Raw genomic sequence first — 24,717 nt, forward strand, 5'->3', positions numbered from 1 at the left:
GGGCATTTTCCCGGGCATGGCTGTTTGATGTGCATCAAGGACGCTAACAACAGTTAAATTATGCTATTTTTGCAACAAAATTCATGTTGTTTAATTGTTCATGGTGTACTGTTTGGCTAATCTTGCTTTCAATCCAGGTCAGCCGGGATTCTGATGTGGAAAGTCGTGCCTTCATTTGGCGTACTGGTGAAATCTATTTTGGCCTGGTGGCGGTCAAGTACCGCCTTGACGAATACCATGCCCAGACCCACGCCATCGTTTTTCGGCTGTTCATTGGTTTTGAAACGCTGGAAGCGCTGGAACAGCTTGTTCTGGTCTGCTCTGGTAATGCCATAACCCTGATCGGCGATAGAGCAAATGATGGTGGCATCTGCCAGATGCTGTTCACTGATCAGCGAGCAGGTGATGGTGGTATCTCTGGGGCTGTACTTGATGGCATTCGATAATAAATTGGTCAGCACCCGGGTCATCAGTGAGCGATCTACCAGGACCGGGAATTCTTCTTCCTGTATCTGGGTAGTGATACGGATATTCTTGTTTTTTGCCAGGGACCACATTTCTTCGGTGGCTACCAGCAGGATGTCCTGGAAATCGGCTTCTTCATAGCGGTAATCCTGGGATTCTGCACGCGCCAGTTGTACAAAATTGTCTGCCAGACCCAGTGTAGAGCGCGAAGCCTTTTCTATCCGGGACATGAATTCTTCTGTCGGCAGGGCAGTTGCGCTGTCTTTTTGCAACTCAAGTAATGCCAGGATGGATGCCTGTGGTGCGCGCATGTCATGCGAGATGAAATGCAGGGTTTCGTCACGGCTGCGCTCTGCCGCCCGTATGCTGGTGATATCAATCAGGCTGACGATCCAGCCCACCAGTTTTTTGTCACCGTTGTAGCAGGGTGCACTTTTGATCAGTAGATCCTTGCCCTGCGGGTCGCGTACTTCTATGCCTTGCGACATGCCCTTGGTGTGTTTGATGTCAAGAATATCCCACCAGCTGAAGCTGCTTTCTTGCGCATGTTCGGCATACTGGGGCGGTGCCATGTTGGCAAACAGATAGGGCACCAGAGCATCATTCACTTTGGGTATGCCTATGCCGGCAAAATAATCAATGGCTGGCTGGTTGGATAGCAGCACGTTGCCATCGGTGGTGGTGACCAGCGTGGCATCCGGCAGGCTGACCAGACTGTCGCTGATGAACTGACGCAAATCCCTGACCCTGTCTACCGCTTCACGCATGGCGTTGATGCTTTGTTCCAGGGTGTCGGTTAGTGCACGGGCTGGCTGGACTTCATCCTGATCGACAAATTCCGGCAGCAAATGCGGTTCCTGGTCGAGTACCCGGAATTCCTCTCCCAGAAAGCGGATGGCCGCTTCCAGTCGGCGCCAGCTCCATAAGGGATAGGCAATGATCAGGGCCAGCAGGGTGGCCGTTGGCGCTACCCAGTAACCCAGGTAACGCAACGCCAGCCAGCTGCCTGCCATGGCCAGAGTGGCAATGGCAGCCGTTGCCAGCAAAGCTTTTCTGGGGGACAGCAACTGATAGGCGGACATCGCCATGCCTACGGCCAGCAGGTTGAACAACAGGCTGTAGAGCAAGGGGGCTGGCACGATACTGCGTTTGTCCAGCAGAGCTGCGAGGATATTGGCATTGATCTCGACCCCGGAAATCATGCCCTCGTTGCCGGATACCGGAGTTGGGAATGAGTCTGCCATGGCGCTGGCCGTCGGGCCTACCAGTACATATTTGTTCTTGAAAAAGGCTGGCGGTACTTCGCCTCTGAGTACCGACACATAGGGTACCGAGCGGAAATGTCCGCTACTGCCGGCAAAGGGGATATGCATCTGGTAATCACGCTGCCAGGTGCCTGGTTCAGGCGCGGCGTTGCGCAATGCGGCGGCGAGCCTGTTGCCTGGCAAATTGGTCTCGGTGCCAGGAGTGATGTTCTTGCCTACATCTGCCAGTGCCAGGGCAAAATGCGGCCACCATTCTCCATTCATGCCTTCACGCAGGAAGATGCTGCGTACCACGCCATCTTTGTCCAGTTCCAGATTGATGTGGGCCAACTGGCGGGCGGCGCTGGCCAGTATTGGAACGGGGCGCACGGTCATCAAACCCTTGCCGGCATTTTCTGAAATCAGTGGCAACACCACTTTGTCACTTTGGGTGATGGCATTGGCAAATGCCTGGTCGCCGCTGACGGCCTGTTCCGGATTGTTGTCTTCGGCTTCGGTGAAGACAAAGTCCATGCCTATGGCCAGTGGCTGGGCAGCATCAATCTGTTTGATCAGTTCTGCATGCCGTGCTCTGGACCAGGGCCATTTGCCCAACTCGCTGAGGCTATGGCTGTCGATACCGACGATGATAATATCGTCCCGGGCTGGCCGGGTATTGACCTGCATCAGCCGGTCGTACAACACCAGATCGGCGCGTTCCAGTGTCTTGTAAAACAACAGCCCCGCAGTCAGCAAGAGCATCAGCACACTGAGAACCAGCCATTCCCTGAGAGCGATGCGCTCTACCCTGAATTGGTTATTTGATTGGCTGTTCGTCATGTGCCGTTAACCTGGGGCTGCGGCAACGAATTAAAAATTCGTACCAACCGCCCCCCCGCTGCTGTTGATGGGCGAACCATCACTGCTGGTCCAGCGTTGCTGTATGGTGATCTTCTGGGTTGCCGAGAAGGGGCTGACATAGCCATCCGGGTCAGTTGAACGAACCCGGATGAAATAAGTACCTGCCAGCGGCCGGTCAATTTTCAGTTCCGCCTGGTCGAGCTCACGTGACAGGAACAGTTTGGAGAACTGGGCGTCGGTGCTGATCTGTATCAGGAACTTCTGTCCAGGCTCGGATGCCCAACTGAACGATAGCTGATTGCCATTGCCTTCACCCGGTGGTGCCAAGCTGGTGACAGGCAAGACTGCAAATTTTTGCACGTCGCTGAAAGGTCCGTGGTCGGCTTTCCCATCCTTGCGGGTAATGGTGGCTATGCGCCAGTAGTAATTGCCCTCGGCAGGACGATCACTGCTGAGTTGTACTTCCTTGATTTCATTCTTTTCTATCAGCAGATTCTTGAACTCAGGATCTTTGGCGACCTGCAGATGATAGGCAACGGCATCACTGGCTTCAGTCCAGGCAAAGTCCAGACGTTCTGCTCTGACCTTGTTCTTCGGCTGTACGGTGAAAGGTGGTTCCGGACGGGCTTTCAGCGTAACTGCTTTGACCAGCGGGAATCCTTCCAGCCCGGCTTTGTCTATGGCCGTGATGCGCACAAAATAATTGCCGTCAGCGAAACCGTCAAACTTGAATCGATTGTCCTTGAAACGGTTTTCCGTCAGGATATTCAGGATTTCAGCATCTTTGGCGATCTGTACACGATAAGCGGCGGCTGCGGCATTCGGCTCCACCTGGAATTGCAGGGTCGGGCGTTCTTGCAGTAGATAGAGTTCACTCATCACAGGCGCAGGCAACAGGTCGACGGCCTTGCCGACACCACTGCTGCTGATGATATTGCCCTTGCCTGCGGTCAGCATCAGTTCATCCGGTTTCTTGCCGGTCGCGCCTGTGGTATTGGCAACGGCAACACCGCCAGACAAGACTTCATTGGCGATTCCATCTTCATTCACGCCAACTCGGAAATTGGTGCCGCGCACGCCCGCCACTGCAAGATTGGTGCGGACTTCAAAACGGCCCTTGTTACTGACCAGTGAGCTGACGCGCGACTCAACCTTGCCCTGCAATAAATTGACTTCTGTACGCGGACTGCCGGTGTATTTGGTCTTGCGCAACTTGGCCAGGCTGACCTGGCTGTTGGATGGAATCGAAATACGCGATTCATCAATCAGTGACAGGGTTAGAAAGCCGTTCTTGTCGGTAGTGATTTGCGTGCCTTCCCTGACGACGGTGCCCAGGGCCAGGTTACCGCTACTGCCATCTTTGGCCTTGTAGGTGGGGGTGCCAGTCATGGCGATGACTTTGGCCTCGCTGTCTTCTTCTGGCAGCAGTTCCAGCGGGATCAGGATGGCTGTACCAATGGGTATGGCCCGGTCGTCGGCAATCTTGTTGCGCTTGCCGAGGATGGTCCAGTTTATTGTTTTATCGGTATATCGCTTGGCAATGGCAGACAGGGTATCGCCCTGTACTGCAAAATAAGTCATGTCTGGCGGGGTACTGATAAAACTGCCTGGTTCGCCGTTCGCCGTTGATGTCTTGGCCGCCATGGATAACATGGGCAAGGCCAGAGCCAGACTGAAAGCAAAACATACGGATATTTGTCGCATGACCAGGGGGCGGGTTAGTCTCATGCGGACTCCTCGTTGGGGAATACGATCCAGGCCCGCATACAGCAGGCACAGCAGGCCCGGAGGGTTTATTCTGGTGTCATTTGTTCCAGGCGATAACCGTAGCTGTAGACCGGTGCCAGGCGATAACCGTTTTCAGGACGCAATTCCAGCTTGCTGCGTACCCTGGAAATATGGGTATCCATCGTGCGTGAGGGAATATCGACATCGCGCGACCATACTGCTTCCAGTATATAGGCACGAGAAAGCGGGCGACCAAGATTGCGGAACAATAACAGGGCCAGGTCGAATTCTTTTTGCGTCATTTCTACGGGTACATCATTGACGCTGACGCGGCCAGCGCGGGTTTCAAACTTGTAGATGCCAAATTGCAAATGCTCTGACGTGGTCTGGGTCGGGTAGGCACGGCGCAACAAGGCCTGTACCCGCGCCACCATTTCACTGCGGCGTATGGGCTTGATCATGTAATCATCAGCACCGGCAGCCAGGCCCGCGACGATATCGTCTTCGCCCGAGCGGCTGGTCATGAACAGCACCGGCAGGGTAGGCGATAGTTTCTCTCGTACCCAGTGCAAAATCTCGGTTCCACTCAGGTCAGGTACTTGCCAGTCCAGGATCAGCATGTCGTAACTTTCACGACGCAGCTGATGCAGCATCTCTTTCCCGCTCAGGAAGGGATGGGTTGTATGCCCCGCAGCATTTAAAATGGTGCAGACCAGTTCGAGCAAATTATTGTCGTCGTCAAGTACAGCGATTCTCATGGAGTGTTACCGTTGATGGCCGGCAAATAAAGTGGAATATCTTCCATTATATCGAAAGCAAGTGAAAAAATAAGTAATTGTGAAGAAATGTGAATATTTCACGATTACAGGTGTTGGGTCTGTGCTTAATCAGCCATTTTTCCAGGCATTTTCCCATCCGTTTTTCACGTTGATGAGAAATAGTCCTGATAATACAAATATAAACGGACATACAGCAGGCCCAGTTTATCACCCGTATTACCGGGCAATAAAGCCGAACACCCGACATTTAACTACGCAATTCCAGTTCTGGTAACACCACGTTGACGTCCAGTACTTCCAGATTGCCCTGTTTGTCCAGGGATACCTTGATGTCTTCTGGATTCACCTTGGTGTATTTCGAAATTACCGCGATCAGTTCTTCCCGCAGGGCGGGCAAAAAATCATAACCATCACGGCCTGTGCGTTCGCGTGCAATGATGATTTGCAGGCGTTCTTTCGCGACATTGGCCGTTTTGGGCTTGGTATTAAATAAAAAAGAAAGCAGAGCCATATTTATTTGCCTCCGAAAATGCGTTGCAGCAGGCCCGGTTTTTCATAATTGATGAAACGTAAAGGAACATCTGTGCCTAAAAAGCGGGAAACCACGTCTTCATAGGCATCTGATACATCGCTGCCTTTCATATGAATGGCAGGATTACCCTGATTAGACGCATGCAGGACTGCTTCGGATTCAGGAATAACACCAATCAGGGGGATACGCAAGATTTCTTGCACATCGGTATAGGACAGCATTTCGCCAGCTTCCACCCGTTTTGGTGAATAACGGGTGATCAGCAGGTGTTCCTTCACCGGTTCACCACCTGCCTGTGCCCGTTTGGATTTGGCCTGGATGATACCAAGGATACGGTCAGAATCCCTGACCGACGACACTTCAGGATTGGTGACGACGATGGCTTCATCGGCAAAGGTCAGCGCCATGACGGCACCGCGTTCGATACCGGCAGGTGAATCGCAGACGATAAATTCAAAATCCATCTTGATCAGGTCATTCAGTACGCGTTCCACACCTTCTTCTGTCAGCGCATCCTTGTCGCGGGTTTGCGAAGCCGGCAGAATAAACAGGTTATCGCAGTGCTTGTCCTTGATCAGGGCCTGGTTCAGCGTGGCTTCGCCACTGATGACATTCACCAGATCATAGACAACCCGACGCTCGCAACCCATGATCAGGTCAAGGTTACGCAGGCCAACGTCAAAATCCAGCACTGCTGTTTTATGGCCACGCATGGCCAGGCCAGAAGCAAAACTCGCGCTGGAGGTGGTTTTGCCCACGCCGCCCTTACCGGATGTTACAACGATGATTCTTGCCACAAAAAACTCCTTTAATCTATCCGAAGATACTGAAAATTGAGGCTGCTAATCTCCAGATTAACCTGTAAATTAGCCTGCAGATTATCCTGCTGATTTTACAGATGATACTTCAATACTGTCGCCATTCAGCTTAACTTGCGCAGGATGGTGTGCCTGCAAGGGGGGGAAGCCATTTTCAAACGTACGGTAAATACCAGCGATGGATACCAGTTCCGGTTCCATCGTCATGGCAAAAATCCTGGCTTCGGTATTGCCGGTGGCACCTGCCAGAGCACGGCCGCGCAAGGGGGCATAGATATGGATGCTGCCATCGGCAATCACTTCGGCACCGTTATTGACTGAAGCGGTAATGATCAGGTCGGCACCGCGTGCGTAGATGCGCTGCCCGGCCCGAACCGGAGTATCAATCACCATGGCTGGCATATTGCGGATGATGACTTGTGGTTCGGCTGCCACCGGCGCTGCCACTGGTGTTGCTTCCACAGGGGCCGGAACCTGAACCTGGCTGGCCTGTATTTCTGGTTCTGCCCGTGGCTTGCTGACGACATCGATGCTCAGGCCGTGGGAACGAATGGTGGCATGATCTTCTTCCCGCGCGTGCCTGACGGCGACCGGGTTCAGGCCATGTGCCTTGAACAGGGGAATCAGCGCATTCCAGTCCAGTTCCTGATCGGTGATGGCTTCAACATCAATAACGGCAAATTCATCATCAAAAAAATCGGGTGAACCCGCAGTCATTTCCTTCAGCGCCGCTTCGACGGCTGGGAAAGACGATTCATTGAGCAGAATTGCAACAGCAACAACAGTAGAAATCTTGATCTCAATTGGCTTGCGCGTCGTACTGTTTTGCATAAAGTCCATGAAAAAGTGAATGCCGCTGTCAGTGCCTTAGCCTGCATATGGGTTGCCTGAAAGTATTATTATCTGTTCATGGCATCATTCATCGGCAGGAACGAACAGCAAATTCGTCCGTAAAAGACTAATCCTACCAATTGATGGGCAGGATTGCAAAAATATGCACTTTTTCTTTGCAAAGCGGCAAAATAGTTACAGTCGGGTCGCATTGACTTTATTGAAACTTATTACGGCTTTATTGCTTTGCGTAAGCCCTGCCTAGAATGCATGCGCGGCGTGCAGGCTATCCAGTATGTCCACTTTTAATTGAGATACTGCCGTTTCTCCACGGCTGCGTGGTCTTGCCAGTGGTACGTTGAATTGCTGGCGCAAGCTTGCGGTAGCCAGGTCCATCAATACGATGCGGTCGCTCAAATACAGGGCTTCATCTATATCGTGCGTCACCAGCAAGATGGTCAGGCCATACTCTTGCGCGATATTGATCAGCAAGTCCTGTAATTTCATGCGGGTAAACGCATCCACGGCAGAAAAAGGTTCGTCCAGCAGCAGTAGTTTGGGGCTGGAAAATAATCCACGGGCGATTGCCACCCTTTGCGCCTGACCGCCTGATAACTGCTTGGGCAGCGCCCGCTCATAGCCATGCATGCCCACTTCGGCCAATAAGCGCGCTACGCTGGTGCGCTGCTGATCAGAATTATTGGCATTAAAGGCAATATTTTGTTCCACAGTCAGCCACGGGAACAAGCGTGGCTCCTGAAATATAAAGCCAATATCCGGGTTGACACCGTGGATGCGCTTGCCTGCCAGTTCAATGCTGCCCTCTTGCTGTGTATCCAGCCCGGCAATAATCGACAGCAGGGTGCTCTTGCCACAGCCACTGGCCCCGATCAGGCTGACAATTTCACTTTCCTCAACACTGAGATGCAGATTTTTCAGTATGGCGCGTGTGCCATAGCTCTTTTTGTCAATGTGTACTTTCAATAATGGTGCCATCTTATTTCCCCGGGTGATAGGTATCACGCCAGGCCAGCAGATGCAGTTCCAGTCTGTGCATGAGCCAGTCACTGCCTTTGCCCAGCAGGGCAAGTATGGCGATGGCTGCCAAAACGATGTCAGCGCGGCTGGTTTCGCGGCCATCAGTCAGCAGGTAACCCAGGCCCTGGCTGGCGGCGATCAGTTCTGCCGCCACCATGAACATCCAGGCCAGACTCAGGCCATTACGCAAGCCGGTGAGTATGGCCGGCAGGGCCGCTGGCAAAAGTATGCGCCTGATCATGGCTGTGGTTGACAGGTGGTACAGCTTGCCGACCTCGATCAGACGCCGGTCTACCCCGCGTATCCCCGACACCACACCCATGTATACCGGGAAGAAAGCCCCTATGCCTATCAGTACCAGTTTTGGCGCCTCATCGATACCCAGCCATAGCAATAGCAGAGGGACCCATGCCAGCGAGGGAATGGCGCGCAAGGCCTGAAAGCTGGGATCAAGCAGCGCCTCCAGCCGTGTACTTAAACCCACCAGAGAGCCGGTCAGGATTGCCAGGCCAGCACCAGCGATAAAACCTATGGCCACGCGTACCGTGCTGATACCGATATGTGTAAGCAAACCTTGCTGTACCAGATGCACGATGGTCGTGAAAATTTCACTGGGCGCAGGCAAGAGATTGGCAGCAATCCACCCATAGCGCACACTGATTTCTGCCAACAGCAAGAAAGCAGTGGGCAACAGCAGACCCCACAAAAAGCGCGGTACGATCAGACGCGTTTTTATGGCGCTGCTGGTGCCGATGCCGTTATTGCTACTGGCGTTATTTGTACCATTCGTGCCATTCGTGCCATGAGTATTAGTGCCACTGTTGACCGGCGCAGGTGATTCCGTAACGATAGTAATGCTGGGCGATGACATGATATGCAATTGCCAGACAAGATTACACGGTGATCAGATTCTGGGCAAAACGTGTATCAACCAGATCGCGTATGGTACGACTCAGATCAACACCCGGCTTCACCAGCCCTTCGTCTTGCAGGATAGGTGCTGCCACCTGCAATGCCTGTATATGTTCAGCCGATGGCAGTGCCTGACTGAAATCGCTGCGTAATTTAATTTGCAGCAAGGCTACCGGCAAGCTGACTTTAGCTTCTTCGGATAAAATTTTGGCCGCATCTGTCGGGTTATTACGCACCCAGGCCCGCGCTCTTTCATAGGCACGCAATACGCGGGTCACTTCCGCAGCATGATTACTCAGGAAATCTTCACGTACGTTCAAAAAGCCATAGGTATTGAAAGCGACGTTGCGATAAATCAGGCTTGAGCCAGCTTCCAGTTCACTGGCTGCCATGTGTGGATCCAGCCCGGCCCAGGCATCTACCTTGCCTTGCTCCAGCGCGGCACGGCCATCGGCATGTTGCAGACCAACGTGTTCAATATCGGTACGTTTCAAGCCAGCAGTCTTCAGGGCGCGCAGCAAAAACAGATAGGGATCGGTACCCTTGGTCGCTGCGATTTTTTTACCCTTTAAATCGGCCAGGCTGCGGATGGCAGAATCCTTGCGTACCACCAGTGCCGTCCATTCAGGTCGTGAAAAAATATACGGTGTCTTGATGGGATTGCCATTGGCTTTGGCCAGCAGGGCTGCCAGCCCGGCAGTAGAACCGATATCCAGGCTGTTTGCGTTCAGATATTCAAGCGCACGGTTACTGCCAGCGCTCAGCACCCATTTGATGTTCGTGCCATCGGCCTTGAATTCTTCTTCCAGCCAGCCAAAGCGACGCAATACCAGGCTGGTTGGAGAGTAATAGGCATAATCCAGCCGCAATTCCTTGAGGCTGGAGGCTGCATTGGCCAGGGACGGCAAGGCCGTGATGCCGGCAGTTGCCGCGACAGAAGTCAGTTGCAAGAAATGGCGACGTTTCATTATTTTCCTCAAAGATCGTGTTGTGTTTTATTGTTGGTGTGGTGCTAGGCCGTATTGGCCTGTGTCGGCTAGTGTCGACTTGATTGCGGTATTTCTGCCTATATGGTTTGCTGGCAAATGTGGTCCGCGCTGGAATAATTGTTGGCGCAAAGTGCCGGTGCTGTAATTGGTTTTATAACGCCCGCGTCGTTGCAGTTCCGGCACGATAAGGTGCACGACATCTCTGATGGTTTCATGCGCCAGTGCAAAGCTCAGATTGAAACCATCGATGCCGGTTTCGTCCTGCCATGCTTCCAACTGGTCGGCTACTTCCTTCGCGTCACCGACAAACACAGGCCCGCGACCACCAAGGGCAATAAATTCTGCGGCCTCGCGCACTGTCCATTTCTTGCCGGGGTCGGCAGAGCTGAACGAGGCCAGGGCAGAACGACCTGCTTCAGATTCTATGTAGTCGATGCTTGCATCCAGTGGCAGCATGGAAAAATCCACGCCAGTCCAGCCGGACAGCAGGGCCAAGGACGCATCGATATCAATGTATTGACGGTAATCCTGATACTTGGCCTGGGCTGCATCACTGTTTTCTGCCGTGATGATCAGCGCTTGTGCATAGATATATACTTCCTCAGTCTGACGCCCGGCAGCTTTTAATGCAGCGCGTGTGTCATCAACATAACGCCTGACCACCTGTTTGCTGGGCCCGCTGACGAAGGTGCATTCTGCGTGTTGTGCAGCAAAGGCAGTGCCGCGTGCTGAATTGCCTGCCTGGAACAGCAGCGGGGTTCTTTGTGGTGAAGGTTCCGACAAATGTATGCCCGGCACGTTGTAGTATTTGCCCTTGTGGTTGATGGCATGCACATGTGACGGATCGGTATAGATGCCGCTGTCTTTATCGCGCACCACGGCCTGGTCGTCCCAGCTTTTTTCCCACAGTTTGTAGACTACTTCCATATACTCGTCGGCCAGGTCATAACGTTCATCATGGTTGAGCTGACGTTGCAGCCCCAGGTTCCTGGCTGCACTGTCCAGATATCCTGTTACGATATTCCAGCCTATGCGACCCCGGGTCAGGTGATCAAGCGTAGAGATGCGGCGGGCAAAGGTGTAAGGGTGTTCATAGGTCAGTGCGCAAGTCACACCAAAGCCAAGATGTTTCGTGACGCTGGCCATCAGCGGCACCAGCGCCAGCGGGTCATTCAATGGGACCTGTATGGCATGGCGCAAGGCTGCATCGGTGTTACCCGCATACACGTCATACACCCCCAATACATCTGCCAGAAAGACCGCGTCAAACAAGCCATATTCCAGCAGGCGTGCCAGTTCTGTCCAGTGTTCGGCACTGGTGTATTGATGGCTGTTGTCCCTGGGATGACGCCACATGCCGGGCGATTGATGCCCGACCGTGTTCATCTGGAATGCATTGAAGCGTATCGATTTTTTGGTCATGGCACTACTTATTTCGCCGCAACTTCTAGTGCCTGCTGATAATCAGGTTTGGAGAAACCGGCGAAATGCTTGTTGGTCACTTCCAGGAATTCTTTGGAACGATACGCCGCTTCCAGGTCCTTCACCCAGGGTTTGCTTTTGTCCGCGGTACGTATGGCGACCAGATTCTGATAGTTGGCAGAAATTTTCTCGCGTGCCAGTGCCTCATTGAGTTTCAGACCGGACGCCAGTGCGAAATTGCCATTCACAAATGAGAAATCAGTATCTTCGAGAGAGCGCGGTAGTTGCGCAGCTTCCAGCGGTATCAGTTTGATCTTTTTCAGATTGTCCGCGACATCTTTTTCAGACGCACGTATCGGGTCTATATTGGCCCGCAACTTGATCCAGCCCAGTTGATCCAGTAATACCAGCGCCCGCGCCTGGTTGGTCGGGTCATTCGGCAAGGCGACCGTGGTGCCTTCCTTGACCTCATTCAGCGATTTGTGTTTTTTGCTGTAGATGGCGATCGGTGCGGTCGGCACCTTGATCAGTTCTGACAGTGCCAGTTTATTGTCGGTCGAAAATTTGGTGAGGTAAATGATGTGCTGGAAGGCGTTCGCATCCAGTGCACCTTCAGCCAAAGCAAAGTTAGGCTGGATATAGTCATTGAACTCCACGACCTTGACTTTGTAACCCTGTTTTTCCAGTATCGGTTTGATACCCAGTTTGACCTGGTCTGCATATGGTCCGGCGCTGGTGCCGATGACCAGTTCTTTCGGGTCTTTGGCAAAAGCAGGTGTGCTCAATGATGTGACGAATGCAAGCGCAATTGCACTGATTAATAATGGGCGACGGTACATGATATGTCCTTTGGAAAAAAGAGAATTAACGTTTGTCGAGAACACGTGCAACGCGGTTCCCGGTAAATTGTATGAGCTGCACCAGCGCAATCAGCAGTGCCACCGTAATGAACATGACATCCGTCTGGAAGCGGTAATACCCATAGCGAATAGCCAGGTCACCGATGCCACCGCCACCGACCACACCTGCTACTGCGGAATAAGACAAAAAGCTGATCGCCAGCACGGTCAGTGCCAAGACTAAGCCGCTACGTGCTTCCACCAGCAGGACGCGAAAGATGATCTGCAGTTCTGACGCGCCCATTGCGTGTGCGGCTTCAATGACACCGCGTGGCACTTCGCGGAAATTTTGTTCTACCAGCCTGGCGAAGTAAGGAATGGCAGCAATCGACAAGGGTACGGCCGCTGCCAGCGGGCCGATTGATGTGCCAACCAGAAAACGCGTGAACGGCACCAGTGCCACCAGCAAAATGATGAAAGGGAAGGAGCGTATGGTATTCACCAGCCAGCCCAGCACGACGGCCAGTGGACGATTTTGCAGCGATTGTCCATCCGCCACCAGAAAAAGAAGAATCCCCAGAGGGCCGCCTATCACAACAGCGGCGCTCAAACCTATGGCCAGCATGGTGAAAGTCTGTAATACAGCTGTACCCAGTTCGGGCAATAGTGAAATCAGGTTTTCAAACATGGCTTAATTCCTTCCACTGCGCATTGCTGCCCGCTTCCTGGCCATGAAAGGCCAGTTCACGACCAAGTGCCGTTTTGCGCAAAACACCGGTATCTGCCAGTGAGAAACTCTCGGCAATTTCACCATCTTCTATCACCGCCACTTTGTTGCAGATGGTGCTGAGTACGGATAATTCATGGCTGACAATGACGATGCTGACTCCCAGCCGCTGATTGATGTCACGCAAGGTGTCCAGCACTTCACGAGTGGTTTCCGCATCCAGGGCAGAAGTTGGTTCATCGCACAAGACCACATTGGGTTTGCTGGCCAGCGCACGGGCGATTGCCACACGCTGTTTTTGCCCGCCTGATAGTTGTGCCGGGTAGCTGTCTGCTTTATTGGCAAGGCCGACGATGTCCAGACATTCGGCAACACGTTTTGCGATTTCCTGCTTGCTTTGCCTGGTATGTATTCTTAGTGGAAAGGCGACATTGTCAAACACGGTGGCATTTTGCAACAGATTGAATTGCTGGAAAATCATGCCTATGTTTTGCCTGGCGACTCTTAATTCTGTCTTGCCTAGCTTCGTCAGTTCTTGTCCGGCGACGATAACTTCGCCGCTGTCCGGGCGTTCGAGTAAATTGATCAGTCGCAGCAGTGTGGATTTACCTGCGCCGCTTTTTCCTATCAAACCGTAGATATCCCCCTGGGCTATGTCCAGGCTGACAGATTTCACTGCCTGGAAAATCTTGCCGCCGGCCAAAGAGAATGCCTTGCTGACAGAATTGATTTGTATGATGGGGTGGCTCACTATCGTTACCATTCAGGAATAGGACGTGGGTTCGGGAAAGCTGCCATTCAGTACAAAGCGGCCAAGGTCACGCAATTTGTAATCGACAGGATCATGCAGTGTATGCACCCTGACATTGCGCCAATAGCGGTCATAGCCATAGCGCGCTGAAGTAGAACGGGCACCCGTCAGTTCAAACATTTGCGAGCTGACCTCAATGCCGGCGCGATGTGCCAGGCATTTTGCTTCTGCTACCGCGATGGCCAGTGCGCCCCTGGTCTCGGCAGTGACCAGCGGCCCCTGGCGAAACGCTTGTTCCAGCGCAAGGGCAGCCTGATCTGCCAGTACTTCTGCGGGGCGTAATAGCAGCCATAATTCACCATAGCGATGCTGTATGAAAGGGTCTTCCGTTGCCTTATCAACACCCGCAGCAAACCATGCCCTTGACTGTTCCTGCGTATACCGGCGGGCACTGTCAAATGCACCCAAACCAATTCCCAGATACAGATTAGCCATGATGAGCTGGGCAACCTGCGAGCGCAATGTGGCCTGTGGCGTGGGGCTTTGACCAGGTGATTGCAACACCAGTTCAGCGGGAAGCAGGACATCATCAAAATGCACATTGCCACTGTCTGTTTGTTTTTGACCAAAGGCATCCCAGTCGGCCTGTATGGCAATACCTTTCTGTGTGCTGGGGATAACGGCGATCAGTGCGCTTTCAGTGGCAATATCCCAGGCTGAAATCGTCAGCCAGTCAGAACCAACGGAGCCGGATGAAAAGCTCTTGATGCCATTTAACAGATAGCCGTCTTCTGTCTTTTTTGCGGTTGTTCGCTGATCCAGAGGATTGAGTGCATTACCCCAGAACAGTCGCTGTTCCACCGTTGTTGTCAACAGATTGCGCTGCTGCTGTGCATTGCCATACAGTTGTATGCCAGCCAGTTGCAAGTGATGAAAGGCAAACACATGGGCCAGTGCGCTGTCGGCTTTTGCCAGCACGCGTATCACTTGAAAGACGACAGGCCAGTCGGCACCCTGGCCACCGAATTCACGCGGTATGGATAAACTTAACAGGCCGGATTCACGTATCCATTCACGCTCTTGGCTGGCGTGCCCGCCGGCGCGGTCGCGTTCAACTGCCGTACTTGCCAGCCGCTGCGCCAATGCCGTAGCGATGGCCAGCACGTCGTCGTGCTGATCACTGGATGAGTGGGGCGTGGCTAAGCGGTGCAAGGCAAAAGACATGGTCAACCTGATATTCGGGACAATTTGGAAAATCAGTATTACATTGCCTGCCGGGCACGTACACGAACAAATCTGCGATAGCTTATGTGTTAAAGGTCTATGTTGAAAATGGAATTCTGATAGTTGAAATTCGTATGATGGTGTGGCGCGAGTCATGCCGGGAATTGCCTGACCCATAGAATAATAGAAGCGAAACTGTCTTTTCTGTGTGCCAGACCAGTTCGCTATCCCGGTAAAGAGGGGAAAACATCAAATTTTCATGGGAAATTACACAGCCTTACCGCATAATCTGGTAAAAATTGCCAAATCAAGGTGTAAACCTGCGAAAAACTGCCTGTCTGACAGGCATTTGGGTAATGTAATCGCCTGATCAGACAGCAAATTCATCTCATTGACCATCATCGGGGGCATAGTGGCACTTGGCTGGATAAAACAACCGCAACAATCTGACCGCCTGCGGCGTTTGTCAGGTGTGGCGCTCTTTTCTACCCTCAGTCCGCGTGAATTGAAGATTATCGATGGCATGCTGCATGACCGTCGCTACCTTGCCAATGAGGTGATTTTTGATGAAGGCGAAGAAGGACAGGCTTTATATATCCTGCTGTCTGGCACCATACACATCTGCCGCACCCGTGAACAGGACAATGCGATCGTCACCGATGTGATTGCTGAACTGGCCACAGGTAATTTTTTTGGTGATGTTGCCCTGCTGGATAATTCACCACGCAGTGCCCAGGCACGTGCCGCCGAAAATTGTGATGTGGCCGTGTTTTTCCGGGCCGACTTCAGCTCATTGCTGGAAACCAATGCCGTGATCGGTTACAAGATATCGCTGGAACTTGCACGCCTGATCAGCCGTCGCCTGCGCGATTCCATGGCCGACTCAACACGTATCGAGGCAATGTGAATCAACGTGAATCTGGCCCTGTAGTCTGGCTGGGGGTGCTGACTGCTACCTGCCTGCTGCTTATCCTGCTGCCGAAAGTATTGCTGCTGGTTGTTCCCTTCCTGCTCGCAATGATTCTGTACTACATTTTGATACCCGCAGTATCACGCCTGACACTGTTTGGTTTGCCGCGTGAGACGGCTGCCTTGCTGGTGGGGGGATTGTTTTTCATCATTATGGGGGGCGTGCTTGGCTATGCGATAACCACCTTCGCTACCCGCATGGGTTCATTGCAAGAACTGGTGACGCACTATGTGGATGGTGGTCTGCAGTTTGTGCGCAATACCATGCAAAGCCTGGAAGGCAATGTGTCAATCTTGCGCAAGGCACATGCCAGCGAAACGGTCGATGCCTGGATGATGGCCAATACGGATAATTTTGCCCAACAATATGCGGCGAATATCCTGATGTCCGTGGCAAGTTTTTTGCCCGTTATTTTCCTGACGCCCTTCCTGACCTTCTTCTTTTTGCGCGATGGCCGCAAGTTCAAGCATTTTCTGGCTCGCGCCGTGCCGAATGCGTTTTTTGAAGAAACGCTGTATCTGATGTATGAAGTCGACCAGACCGCACGCCGTTATTTCCAGGGTTTGCTGAAGCTGACCGTCATCGACACCGTCATCCTTGCCCTGGGTTTGTGGATGATAGGCATGTCTTCACCGCTGGTGCTGGCCCTGATATCGGCCATCCTGGCCTGGGTGCCATTCGTCGGCTCAGTGATGGGCTGCATCATGGTGGTGCTGGTGGCTGCCACCGATGCACCTGACGTGCCCTTGCTGGCGTATGGTGCGATTGCCGTCTTTGTTATGGTGCGTCTGCTGGATGATTTCATCTTCATGCCATTGACGCTGGGGCGCAGCCTGCACATGCATCCGCTGATTTCTGTGTTGATGATTATTGTTGGTGGAGAGCTGGCCGGGGTGCCCGGCCTGATGCTGGTCTTGCCGCTGTTGGGTGTCGCCATGGTGATAGGCGAGACCGTAGGCCATGTTGTCACCAATCAGCGTTTGCGGGCACGCCACCGACATGCCAAAATCATCCGTAAAAATCAGGCCAGTGCAGATTTGATCTGAGAACCTGTTCACGATCTTAAGCGCGGGCGCAATCAGAGACCACGCGGGGCTCATGCGCCGCTCAAAATGCTCATGTACTTAGAGTACATTCCGCTTTTTGCGCTGCGCTTGGTTACCCCGAATGTTGCACTGACCCCGCTGATCCCGTTGACGCCTGCTCGCTACAGATCGTGAACAGTTCTGAGTGCTGGGCATTGTTTTGCTAGGCGTGATAGGTCAGGAAATCGATACCGTTTTGTATCGCACCTATGACTTGCAACTGGTTTTCCTGGCTTTCGGAAAAACTTGCCAGTACCCCGGCTGCAGTGATATGGCCGCTGGATAGTTCGGTGCGCCAGTAATCGAGGCCAGCCTGATCTGGTGTCCTGTGTAAGACGTTTGCATACAATAAGGTAATCAGCTTGTCCGTGCCGGGATTGACGCCATACAGTGCCTGGAATTCTTTCGACTGGAAGAAGCCCGCTGCGACCGACGTCAGGCTGCTGCCCTTGTCCATGTCCGCAATCCAGTATCCCAGACCGGCAAGGTCAGGCTTGCGGGCAAATGCTGCCTGATAAATGCGATAAGCCTGGCCAGCGATGCCATTGATATCAAGCGCGACCGAAGTATCCGAAAAATTCAGGCGCTCGATATTGATCAGGCCGTCCGTACCATTTATGCCACTTGCGTCTTTTACGGTAAAACCGTTACCGTTCTTGGTGATGGTGTAATTCGATCTTGCGTTGCCATACAGTGCGATATCAAAGCCGGCACCACCGTCAATATTGTCATTGCCAAAACCACCGAAGAGCGTGTCGTTGCCCATGCCTCCCAGCAAGGTGTCGTTGCCATCCATGCCATACAGCAGGCTGCCTTTGGCATTGGCGATCAGTATGTCGTCACCGCCACCACCGTAAGCATTTTGTATGGTGGTACCCCTGGCGATAGTCAGTGCGCCACCATTCAGATTGGACGCTGTAGTGCCACTTAAATCAATCCTGTTATCCAGGCTCAGTGCACTGGCATTGATAGTATCAACACCACCGCTAGGGTCGCTCAGTACCCCGCGCGTGGGATCGGCCTTCACCAGTTCAGGGAAGGCATTGGTATAAACGAAGGTGTGATTATTGCTGGTGGTATGGCCTATCAGGTCTATGGTCCAGCTATCAAAGGTGCCGACGGATTGTGCGGCCAGATCGCGTACATTCAGGGTCCAGGTGCCGCTGGCTGCTTCACCCATGTCCAGCACGGTATCGAAGGTGAAGTGGACATTATCCTGGCTTGATCCATAGGCACTGAGGCTGCCTTTGGACGGGCGGTACATCAGATAACTGGCCGTACCTGTCGGCGAGTACAAAACGATTTCCAGGTCACCGATATAAGAATGCGTAATATTGACGGTGACATCAACACGTTCTACGGTCAGGTTGCTGGAAACGTTGATCGTGCTGTTGACACCGGTCCTGTTGTTGTCCGGTATGGCCTGGTTAACTGTCTGGCTTGCGATCACTTCTTTGGTATTGGCGACCGTTTGCGCAGGTGTGTTCCAGGTTTCTGCCAATCTTACCGCGCCCAGCGCATCCACCTGACCAAAGCCGGATGATTGTGTGACTGATTCAAATCTCAGGCCGCCGCCATTCCAGTCCTTTGCACCGTTGCTGATCCATGAACTGGCATCACCGGTCTGGCGCGCGGTGTAGGCCAGTATCTGTTGCACATCACGATAGCCAAGATTGGGATTCACCTCCAGCATCAAGGCAACAATGCCTGACACGATAGGTGCGGAAAATGAAGTGCCGTCAGAAAAGGCCAGATCATTCAAATTTTCACCAGCCGCGCCACTGCGGTCGGTGGTCATGATGCTGTTGAAGTCGCGGTAACCGGCACCACCCGGCGCCGACACCAGTATCGATGCACCTGTTGTACTGAAATCTGAATCGTTACCGAAGTAATCGGTTGAGCCAACGGTGATGATGTAGCGGCTGTTCTGGAAGTTATGCAGGTTGGTGTCATCACCAACACTGTATGAGTTACCGGCGGACTGGACGACGATAGTGCCGAGCCCGTTGCGACCAACCGTTGCCAGATCTTTCAGCGCTTTGAAGGCGGGTGCAAAATTGGGGTCGTTTGCATTATCAAGAAACGCCCAGTTGGTGCTTTGTGCCAGCAGATTGCCATAACCCCAGGAATTGTTCAGTATGTCAAACGACTTCGCGTAGGTGAAGGCATTGACTGTTTCGGTCAGATATTTCTGCCCATAGGCAGAAGACGTGTAGATAGGGATTAACTGGGCATCATAGGCGACGCCAACAATACCTTTGGTATCGCGCGCTGCGCCGATGATACCTGCGACCAGGGTACCGTGGTTGTCAGTGCTGAGAACAGGTGAGCCACCGTAGGTCAGGCTGTAAGCATTGACACCAAGGGCAGTATTGTCATTTCTGGTCAGGTCGCTGTTGCTGGCATCAATACCCTGATCAAAAATCGCGATCTTGATACCTTTTCCTGTTGCATGCGTCCAGGTCAGTTCTGTCCTGGTTGTGAACAAATACCATTGATACGTAAAGTAGGGGTCGGTTGGCAAGAAGCCGCTAGGGCCATAGTCAGAGCCAAATATCACGCCCCAGGCATCTGCCTGGCGTGTTGTTTGCAGTGTGCCCGTAGGATCATAATAGTTGGCCTTGATGGTGGCACCAACTGCATTGCTTAGGTTGAGTTCAAATGCCAGTGCCGGAACCAGGCTACTGCTTCCCAGGATAGGGATTTTGACTGTGGCAGTGGTGCTATTGGGTTGAAATGTGACCGTTTGATTAAACAGCGTATAGTCAACACCAGGTTGCGCAGTTTCACCCAGTGTCTTGGCTGTCACGGTCACAGCATTCGGTACGGCATATGACAGGGTCAGCGTGAATACCATTTCACTATTGCCACTGCTGTTCCGGGTGATGGACTGCGTGGCCACCTGTATCGTTGGCGTCTGGGCAATTTGTAGTTCATTGACCTGCAACTGATAAGTACCTGTGCCTCTTGAGGAATTGGAACTGATATCAACATAGTAGGCGCCGCTGACCGTGGGTGTAAAAGTCAGGCTGCCAGTGGTTGAGTAAGTTAATGTTGCACCATCTTCACTCCCATAGATTTCAAGGAGTGCATTGGACAGGGTGCCGCCGGTGTTGGATATCGTATAGGTATGGCCAGCTACAAGGTTCATCTTATGCCAGTCAGCGTCGCTCCAACCTTCCAGCGTTCCAAACTTTGTCTGACCCAATGTTAATACACTGCTGGTATTGGCGCGTGCGGCATAGTCGTCGGCAAGATTGCTGGCTGCGCTCATTGAGTAGAAGCCGGCTGTGCCCGTACCTTCAACGTCCCAGTAATATGCACCACTGGTGGTCGGGGTATAGCTGATGGAATTGTTGCTGCCGCTGCTTGCCAGTGCTGTGTACAGGACTTTTCCTGTACTGTCGCGCAAGACCAGATTCAGATTGGCACCTGTAGAAAGAGAATTGAGCGTGATCGTGTAACGGACTCCGGCCTGCATGTCCATACGATACCAATCTGCGTCAATTGCCGTATCGATTTTGCCATACACAATGCCACTTGCTTCCAGAAATCCGAATGTGTCTGTTCCACCAGGTATATCTTTACTCTGTTCGTACCAAGGCATGCGAATCTCTGATTTCTACAAGTTAAGGTTGATGTAATTTTAACTGATAGTTCTTTGGCTGTTACACTTTCGTAACATCTTCTTTACTGTTTCAACGAGAATTTTCAAATTTCTGAGTATTTTTTTCGGACAAATTGTAGCTTTCATTTCATGAAGTGCTTCACGGGATCGAATGCGCTTTGATCTGCTGGTGCGTTGTCTTCGGAATGATGAGATGAAAAAGTAAGCAAAAAAATAAGTTCAAAAATAAAGCGGGCAGCTTGCGACAAGCTGCCCGCTTTATTTCCAGTGAATGAATTATGGCACCAGCACCTGCCGGTTCCTGGCATGGGCTTCCACCTGTCTGGCGGCAAACCACCATGGACGGTGCTGGTTTTTTGCCCACAGTTTTGCCATATCATTTTGATGTGGCTGGAAATGTCTTTCACTGACGCCACCGGCCAGGGCGGCTTCAATTTTATCGTTGTCTCCAAAATCAACGATGACCTGCATGGAGGCGAAAAAATTTGCTTCATAAGGTTTCTGGAAATCGTAGACACCACGGCTCAGGGTTTCGCCGCTACCTGAACGCTCTACCGTAAAGCCACCCAGTAATTCTTGTCCGGCACCATTGCGGCGCAAAGGGCTGACGAAGCGCACGGTATGGGCCTTGCCCCAGCGCCAGTTGGCAGGGTCTTTACCTTGCAGGGCTTCCAGGCTCGCACGTGCACGCGGTGCTGCTGCACGTATTACATCTGCCAGCGTTTCGCGCTTGTTGGGGGTACGTACGTCATCGAACCAGACCGAATCCGGTGTCGCTACCAACGCATCAAAGCGTTGCTGCCAGAAATACCAGGTAGACAGCATATCTTTCGCTACGTCTTCACCCAGTTCATCTGTGAAGGTGCCTATCACGGTTTCACGATACAGGGCCTGATACACCAGCGGTGCTGCCAGATCGGCATTGTCCCAGCCATCCCAGTTCTTCAGGATGGTAGCCAGGTCTTTGTTTGCCGGATCGTTTTCCAGTGCAGCAATCAGGGCGGGGCGCAATATATCCGACTGTAAATTGCGGTCATCATGCATGAGATTCCAGTGGTCTTCCACCGTCATTTTCTGCGTAGTACCCAGCACCTGTCCTATGCGCGTATAGCGATAATTCGGTGATACATAATTGGTGTAATACCAGGGAAATCCTTCAGGGCGGGTGTCATGATTGGCGGTCCCCACCCAGGCGCGTTCGGGGTTGAACATGCCGGGCATCTTGTCTTTGGGAATGAAGGCAGTCCAGTCATCGCTGCCATCTGCCGGCGGTAGACGCGGGAATCCGCCATCGGCACCGCTACGTATCGGTACTGCACCGGTCGCTCTGTGGGCAATGTTGCCCTGGTCATCGCCAAATACAAAATTGAACATCATCAAGTCTATCTTTTGTACTTCCTTGTCAAAGTCTTTGGCATTGGCAGCGGTCAACAAACCTTCAATACCGATCTGTGGCGCGAATACTTCAGCATCGGTAGAACGCAAGACCAGCAATTTGTCACCCTTGGGGCCAAGGCCAGGGTGATCCGTGATAACAGGCCCACGTTTGGTAAAACGTATCTTCAAAGCCTGTTCGGTAAATCCGCCTGGCGCATTTTTATCCTTGATGCGTATGCTTTCATTGATGACGGTGAAAGGCACGCTGTGCCCGCCATCGATGTAGTGATCCTTGTTGGCCGGGTCTATGGTTTCCACGTACAAATCCTGTACATCGCCATAGGCATTGGTTACGCCAAATGCCACATGCTTGTTGCGCCCTACCAGGATGCCTGGCATGCCGGGTAGGGCCGCACCCACTGCCTGTATATCCGGTGTGAACAAGCCCACCGGATGCCAGGTGCCTGGCAAGATGCGGTTGTCCAGATGCGGATCATTGGCGACCATGGCTTTGCCGGATTGCGAACGTGAAGGCCCGATGGCCCAGTTGTTTGAACCCAGTCCCTGATGGTTCAGGGTTTCTGGCGCGATGTTCAAGTCTTTCCAGGCCAGGTTCAGTTGTGTTGACTGTGCCTGCGTAGCGCTGTTACCAGCTTGTGTGGCGGGTGATGCATTTTTCCAGTCAGGATTGATGGTCAGCGGGAAAATAGCACGCGCGCGTTCCATGCCCAGGTGATCTATCAGTTTTTGGGCGACGACCTCGGCCTTGAAATTGGTTGAATGGGTGTAATGCACATAGTGCACAAGAGCGATCAGGTCGGCTACTTTCCAGGGGTGCGGCACCAGACCAACGGCTTTCAGCTCTATCGGATGTTCATCTGAATAGGTCTGGATATAAGCATTGATGCCATCAACGTAATACTGGAAAAAGGCGCGGGATTCCGGGCTCAGTTTTTCGGCATGGCGTTCGCCATTGCGGCGTATGCCCAGTACACGCATACGTATATCGCTGGGCAGGGTTTCTGCCCCCAGGCTGGCGGACAATTCGCCGCGCCAGGTAGCGCGAAACAGCTCCATCTGCATGAGCCGGTTTTGTGCCGTAACAAAACCTTGCGCCCGCAGCAGGTCAGGCGTATTGGCAGCAAATATATACGGAATACCCAGTTCGTCACGTAAGACCTTCACCGGTGCTGTCAGGCCGATCAGCTTCATTTCCCCATCGATTTGCGGGTGACCGGAACTGCGTACCTTCAGATAGGCAGCAGTGCCGCCCAGAGCGATCAGCACCAGCAGGCCGATCGCCGTGCGTTTTAAAATCTTGTTCATCGATTCTCCAGGGAGGATGAAATACAAGTTGTCTCGTTATGGTTCGCTGACTTTGTCATGGATGACGGTGGTCAGCAAATTATTATGGCGCAAGCGTATCATTGAGCACAGTGGCGTGGCCGTCAAGCGTCAATCCAGCGGCGCGTGTCGTCAATGCACAGGAAGCACACTAACGCACACCAAAGCATCGCCGCCTCAAAGCGTAGTGGTGCAGCCAGATGTGGCGGCGCAAGATATCTGATGAAAATCTTGGCCGCAACAGTTAATACGGTAGCTTTAACAGTAGCTTTAGCGCATTTGCTCCTTGAAGTCTGGCCCGACAAAGACCCTGCTGGCATTGCCTCGCTCTGTCATGTGATGCTGCATGCGTCTTTCGGCCTTGCTGTCACGTTCTTTGGCCTGCTGCAATTCAGCCAGCTTCAGACCCAGCAATTGTGTCGCCAGCCGCTTATTGGCAAACTGGCTGCGCTCGGTTTGCACCTTCACCGAGATGCCGGTAGCGACATGGGTGGCCCGGATAGCACTATCGGTTTTATTGACGTGCTGGCCACCCGGACCGGATGCGCGCGTCGCTTCATACCTGATGCCGCTGTCAGATGGTTCGTTGCCCGACAGGTCACGACCCGACATAAACAGGCTACCACCCACAAACCAGTTCTTACGACGGTGTGCCGGCCGATAAGGGCTGTCACAAATCCATAGCAAACTGCCTTGCCATTGCGCGGCAAAGGCTTGTGCCGCGTCTGCTTGCTTAGTGTCTGCGTGCATTGTGTGCGTTAATTCCAGCAGCACGGACCGGAATGTGCCGCTACAGGGGCCCGGCACTTGCTCCAGGATCTTGATTTGCACACCAGCCTTGTTGGCATCCTTCAGCAGGCGTGCCAACACCTTGGCAACCGCCAGGCAACATTCTGCTGGCCCGGTGTTTGCTGTTATCTGTAGATAGATCATGTACGATACTCCTCAAGTGCTGTGACATTGAAGAGAGGGTTCATATTGCCCATAAAAAATTCCAAAAAATGAAGTCAGGAACAGGGCACTGGCACACAGTTGTACGCACGTTAGGCATGATGCCATCCGGAATACAAATACAGTGATTTTGAACGACAAAGATGTTAGGCAGACTTGCCTTCAGACCTTATAACAGTCTTATGGCAAGGAGCAGAAAACC

General features: G+C 52.6%; 20 protein-coding genes. 3 read left to right on the top strand and 17 right to left on the bottom strand.

Annotated features, from left to right (window positions below):
• Positions 1-128: 128 nt before the first annotated feature.
• The 14 genes from ACO0LK_RS25450 to ACO0LK_RS25515 form a co-directional block, all read right to left on the bottom strand.
• Complete coding sequence (locus tag ACO0LK_RS25450) at positions 129-2,549, bottom strand: CHASE2 domain-containing protein (protein ID WP_422980114.1); 2,421 nt, start codon at positions 2,547-2,549, stop codon at positions 129-131.
• Between the two features lie 30 nt (positions 2,550-2,579).
• Entirely contained in the window at positions 2,580-4,298 is a 1,719-nt protein-coding gene (locus tag ACO0LK_RS25455; protein ID WP_422980116.1) for a FecR domain-containing protein, read from the bottom strand.
• 65 nt (positions 4,299-4,363) lie between these two features.
• Entirely contained in the window at positions 4,364-5,056 is a 693-nt protein-coding gene (locus ACO0LK_RS25460) for a response regulator transcription factor (protein WP_186950807.1), read from the bottom strand.
• Between the two features lie 268 nt (positions 5,057-5,324).
• On the bottom strand, positions 5,325-5,588 hold the full coding sequence (gene minE / locus ACO0LK_RS25465; protein ID WP_162043427.1) for a cell division topological specificity factor MinE: 264 nt from the start codon (positions 5,586-5,588) through the stop codon (positions 5,325-5,327).
• A gap of 2 nt (positions 5,589-5,590) precedes the next feature.
• Positions 5,591-6,406: a septum site-determining protein MinD gene (gene minD, locus ACO0LK_RS25470; protein WP_186950805.1), complete on the bottom strand. Its 816-nt coding sequence runs from the start codon at positions 6,404-6,406 to the stop codon at positions 5,591-5,593.
• Between the two features lie 81 nt (positions 6,407-6,487).
• Positions 6,488-7,258 carry a septum site-determining protein MinC gene (gene minC / locus ACO0LK_RS25475; RefSeq protein WP_422980119.1) on the bottom strand — a complete coding sequence of 257 codons (771 nt, stop codon included), beginning with the start codon at positions 7,256-7,258 and terminating at the stop codon, positions 6,488-6,490.
• Between the two features lie 261 nt (positions 7,259-7,519).
• On the bottom strand, positions 7,520-8,254 hold the full coding sequence (locus ACO0LK_RS25480) for an ABC transporter ATP-binding protein (protein ID WP_422980121.1): 735 nt from the start codon (positions 8,252-8,254) through the stop codon (positions 7,520-7,522).
• A 1-nt stretch (position 8,255) separates the two neighbouring features.
• Positions 8,256-9,167: an ABC transporter permease gene (locus ACO0LK_RS25485; protein WP_422980123.1), complete on the bottom strand. Its 912-nt coding sequence runs from the start codon at positions 9,165-9,167 to the stop codon at positions 8,256-8,258.
• A gap of 22 nt (positions 9,168-9,189) precedes the next feature.
• The gene (locus tag ACO0LK_RS25490; protein WP_422980125.1) at positions 9,190-10,176 is read right to left on the bottom strand and encodes an aliphatic sulfonate ABC transporter substrate-binding protein; all 987 of its coding nucleotides are present in this window, start codon (positions 10,174-10,176) and stop codon (positions 9,190-9,192) included.
• A gap of 27 nt (positions 10,177-10,203) precedes the next feature.
• Complete coding sequence (locus ACO0LK_RS25495; RefSeq protein ID WP_422980127.1) at positions 10,204-11,619, bottom strand: LLM class flavin-dependent oxidoreductase; 1,416 nt, start codon at positions 11,617-11,619, stop codon at positions 10,204-10,206.
• Positions 11,620-11,627: 8 nt separating this feature from the next.
• Positions 11,628-12,458: a MetQ/NlpA family ABC transporter substrate-binding protein gene (locus tag ACO0LK_RS25500; RefSeq protein ID WP_422980129.1), complete on the bottom strand. Its 831-nt coding sequence runs from the start codon at positions 12,456-12,458 to the stop codon at positions 11,628-11,630.
• Between the two features lie 25 nt (positions 12,459-12,483).
• Entirely contained in the window at positions 12,484-13,146 is a 663-nt protein-coding gene (locus ACO0LK_RS25505) for a methionine ABC transporter permease (RefSeq protein ID WP_422980131.1), read from the bottom strand.
• Complete coding sequence (locus tag ACO0LK_RS25510; protein WP_422980133.1) at positions 13,139-13,948, bottom strand: methionine ABC transporter ATP-binding protein; 810 nt, start codon at positions 13,946-13,948, stop codon at positions 13,139-13,141. The genes ACO0LK_RS25505 and ACO0LK_RS25510 overlap by 8 nt, the downstream gene beginning before the upstream one ends.
• Positions 13,949-15,160 carry an acyl-CoA dehydrogenase family protein gene (locus tag ACO0LK_RS25515; RefSeq protein ID WP_422980135.1) on the bottom strand — a complete coding sequence of 404 codons (1,212 nt, stop codon included), beginning with the start codon at positions 15,158-15,160 and terminating at the stop codon, positions 13,949-13,951.
• A gap of 391 nt (positions 15,161-15,551) precedes the next feature.
• Between ACO0LK_RS25515 and ACO0LK_RS25520 the strand changes: the two genes are divergently transcribed.
• Positions 15,552-16,067, top strand: coding sequence for a cyclic nucleotide-binding domain-containing protein (locus tag ACO0LK_RS25520; protein WP_422980137.1), 516 nt, complete (start codon positions 15,552-15,554; stop codon positions 16,065-16,067).
• A complete protein-coding gene (locus ACO0LK_RS25525) occupies positions 16,064-17,176 on the top strand; it encodes an AI-2E family transporter (RefSeq protein WP_422980139.1) in 1,113 nt (370 codons plus the stop codon). Before ACO0LK_RS25520 ends, ACO0LK_RS25525 begins: the two co-directional genes overlap by 4 nt.
• A gap of 202 nt (positions 17,177-17,378) precedes the next feature.
• Here the strand turns inward: ACO0LK_RS25525 and ACO0LK_RS25530 are convergent, their stop codons facing one another.
• Positions 17,379-20,822 carry a S8 family serine peptidase gene (locus ACO0LK_RS25530; protein ID WP_422980141.1) on the bottom strand — a complete coding sequence of 1,148 codons (3,444 nt, stop codon included), beginning with the start codon at positions 20,820-20,822 and terminating at the stop codon, positions 17,379-17,381.
• A gap of 297 nt (positions 20,823-21,119) precedes the next feature.
• Positions 21,120-23,546 (bottom strand): penicillin acylase family protein, encoded by a 2,427-nt coding sequence (locus ACO0LK_RS25535; protein WP_422980143.1) that lies wholly within the window; start codon positions 23,544-23,546, stop codon positions 21,120-21,122.
• A gap of 16 nt (positions 23,547-23,562) precedes the next feature.
• Here ACO0LK_RS25535 and ACO0LK_RS25540 point away from each other — a divergent pair, with 16 nt between their 5' ends.
• The gene (locus ACO0LK_RS25540; RefSeq protein ID WP_422980145.1) at positions 23,563-23,787 is read left to right on the top strand and encodes a hypothetical protein; all 225 of its coding nucleotides are present in this window, start codon (positions 23,563-23,565) and stop codon (positions 23,785-23,787) included.
• A gap of 47 nt (positions 23,788-23,834) precedes the next feature.
• Here the strand turns inward: ACO0LK_RS25540 and prfH are convergent, their stop codons facing one another.
• On the bottom strand, positions 23,835-24,497 hold the full coding sequence (gene prfH / locus ACO0LK_RS25545; protein ID WP_422980147.1) for a peptide chain release factor H: 663 nt from the start codon (positions 24,495-24,497) through the stop codon (positions 23,835-23,837).
• Positions 24,498-24,717: the final 220 nt, after the last annotated feature.

The organism is Undibacterium sp. Ji49W, from assembly GCF_049340205.1.
GTDB lineage: Bacteria > Pseudomonadota > Gammaproteobacteria > Burkholderiales > Burkholderiaceae_D > Undibacterium.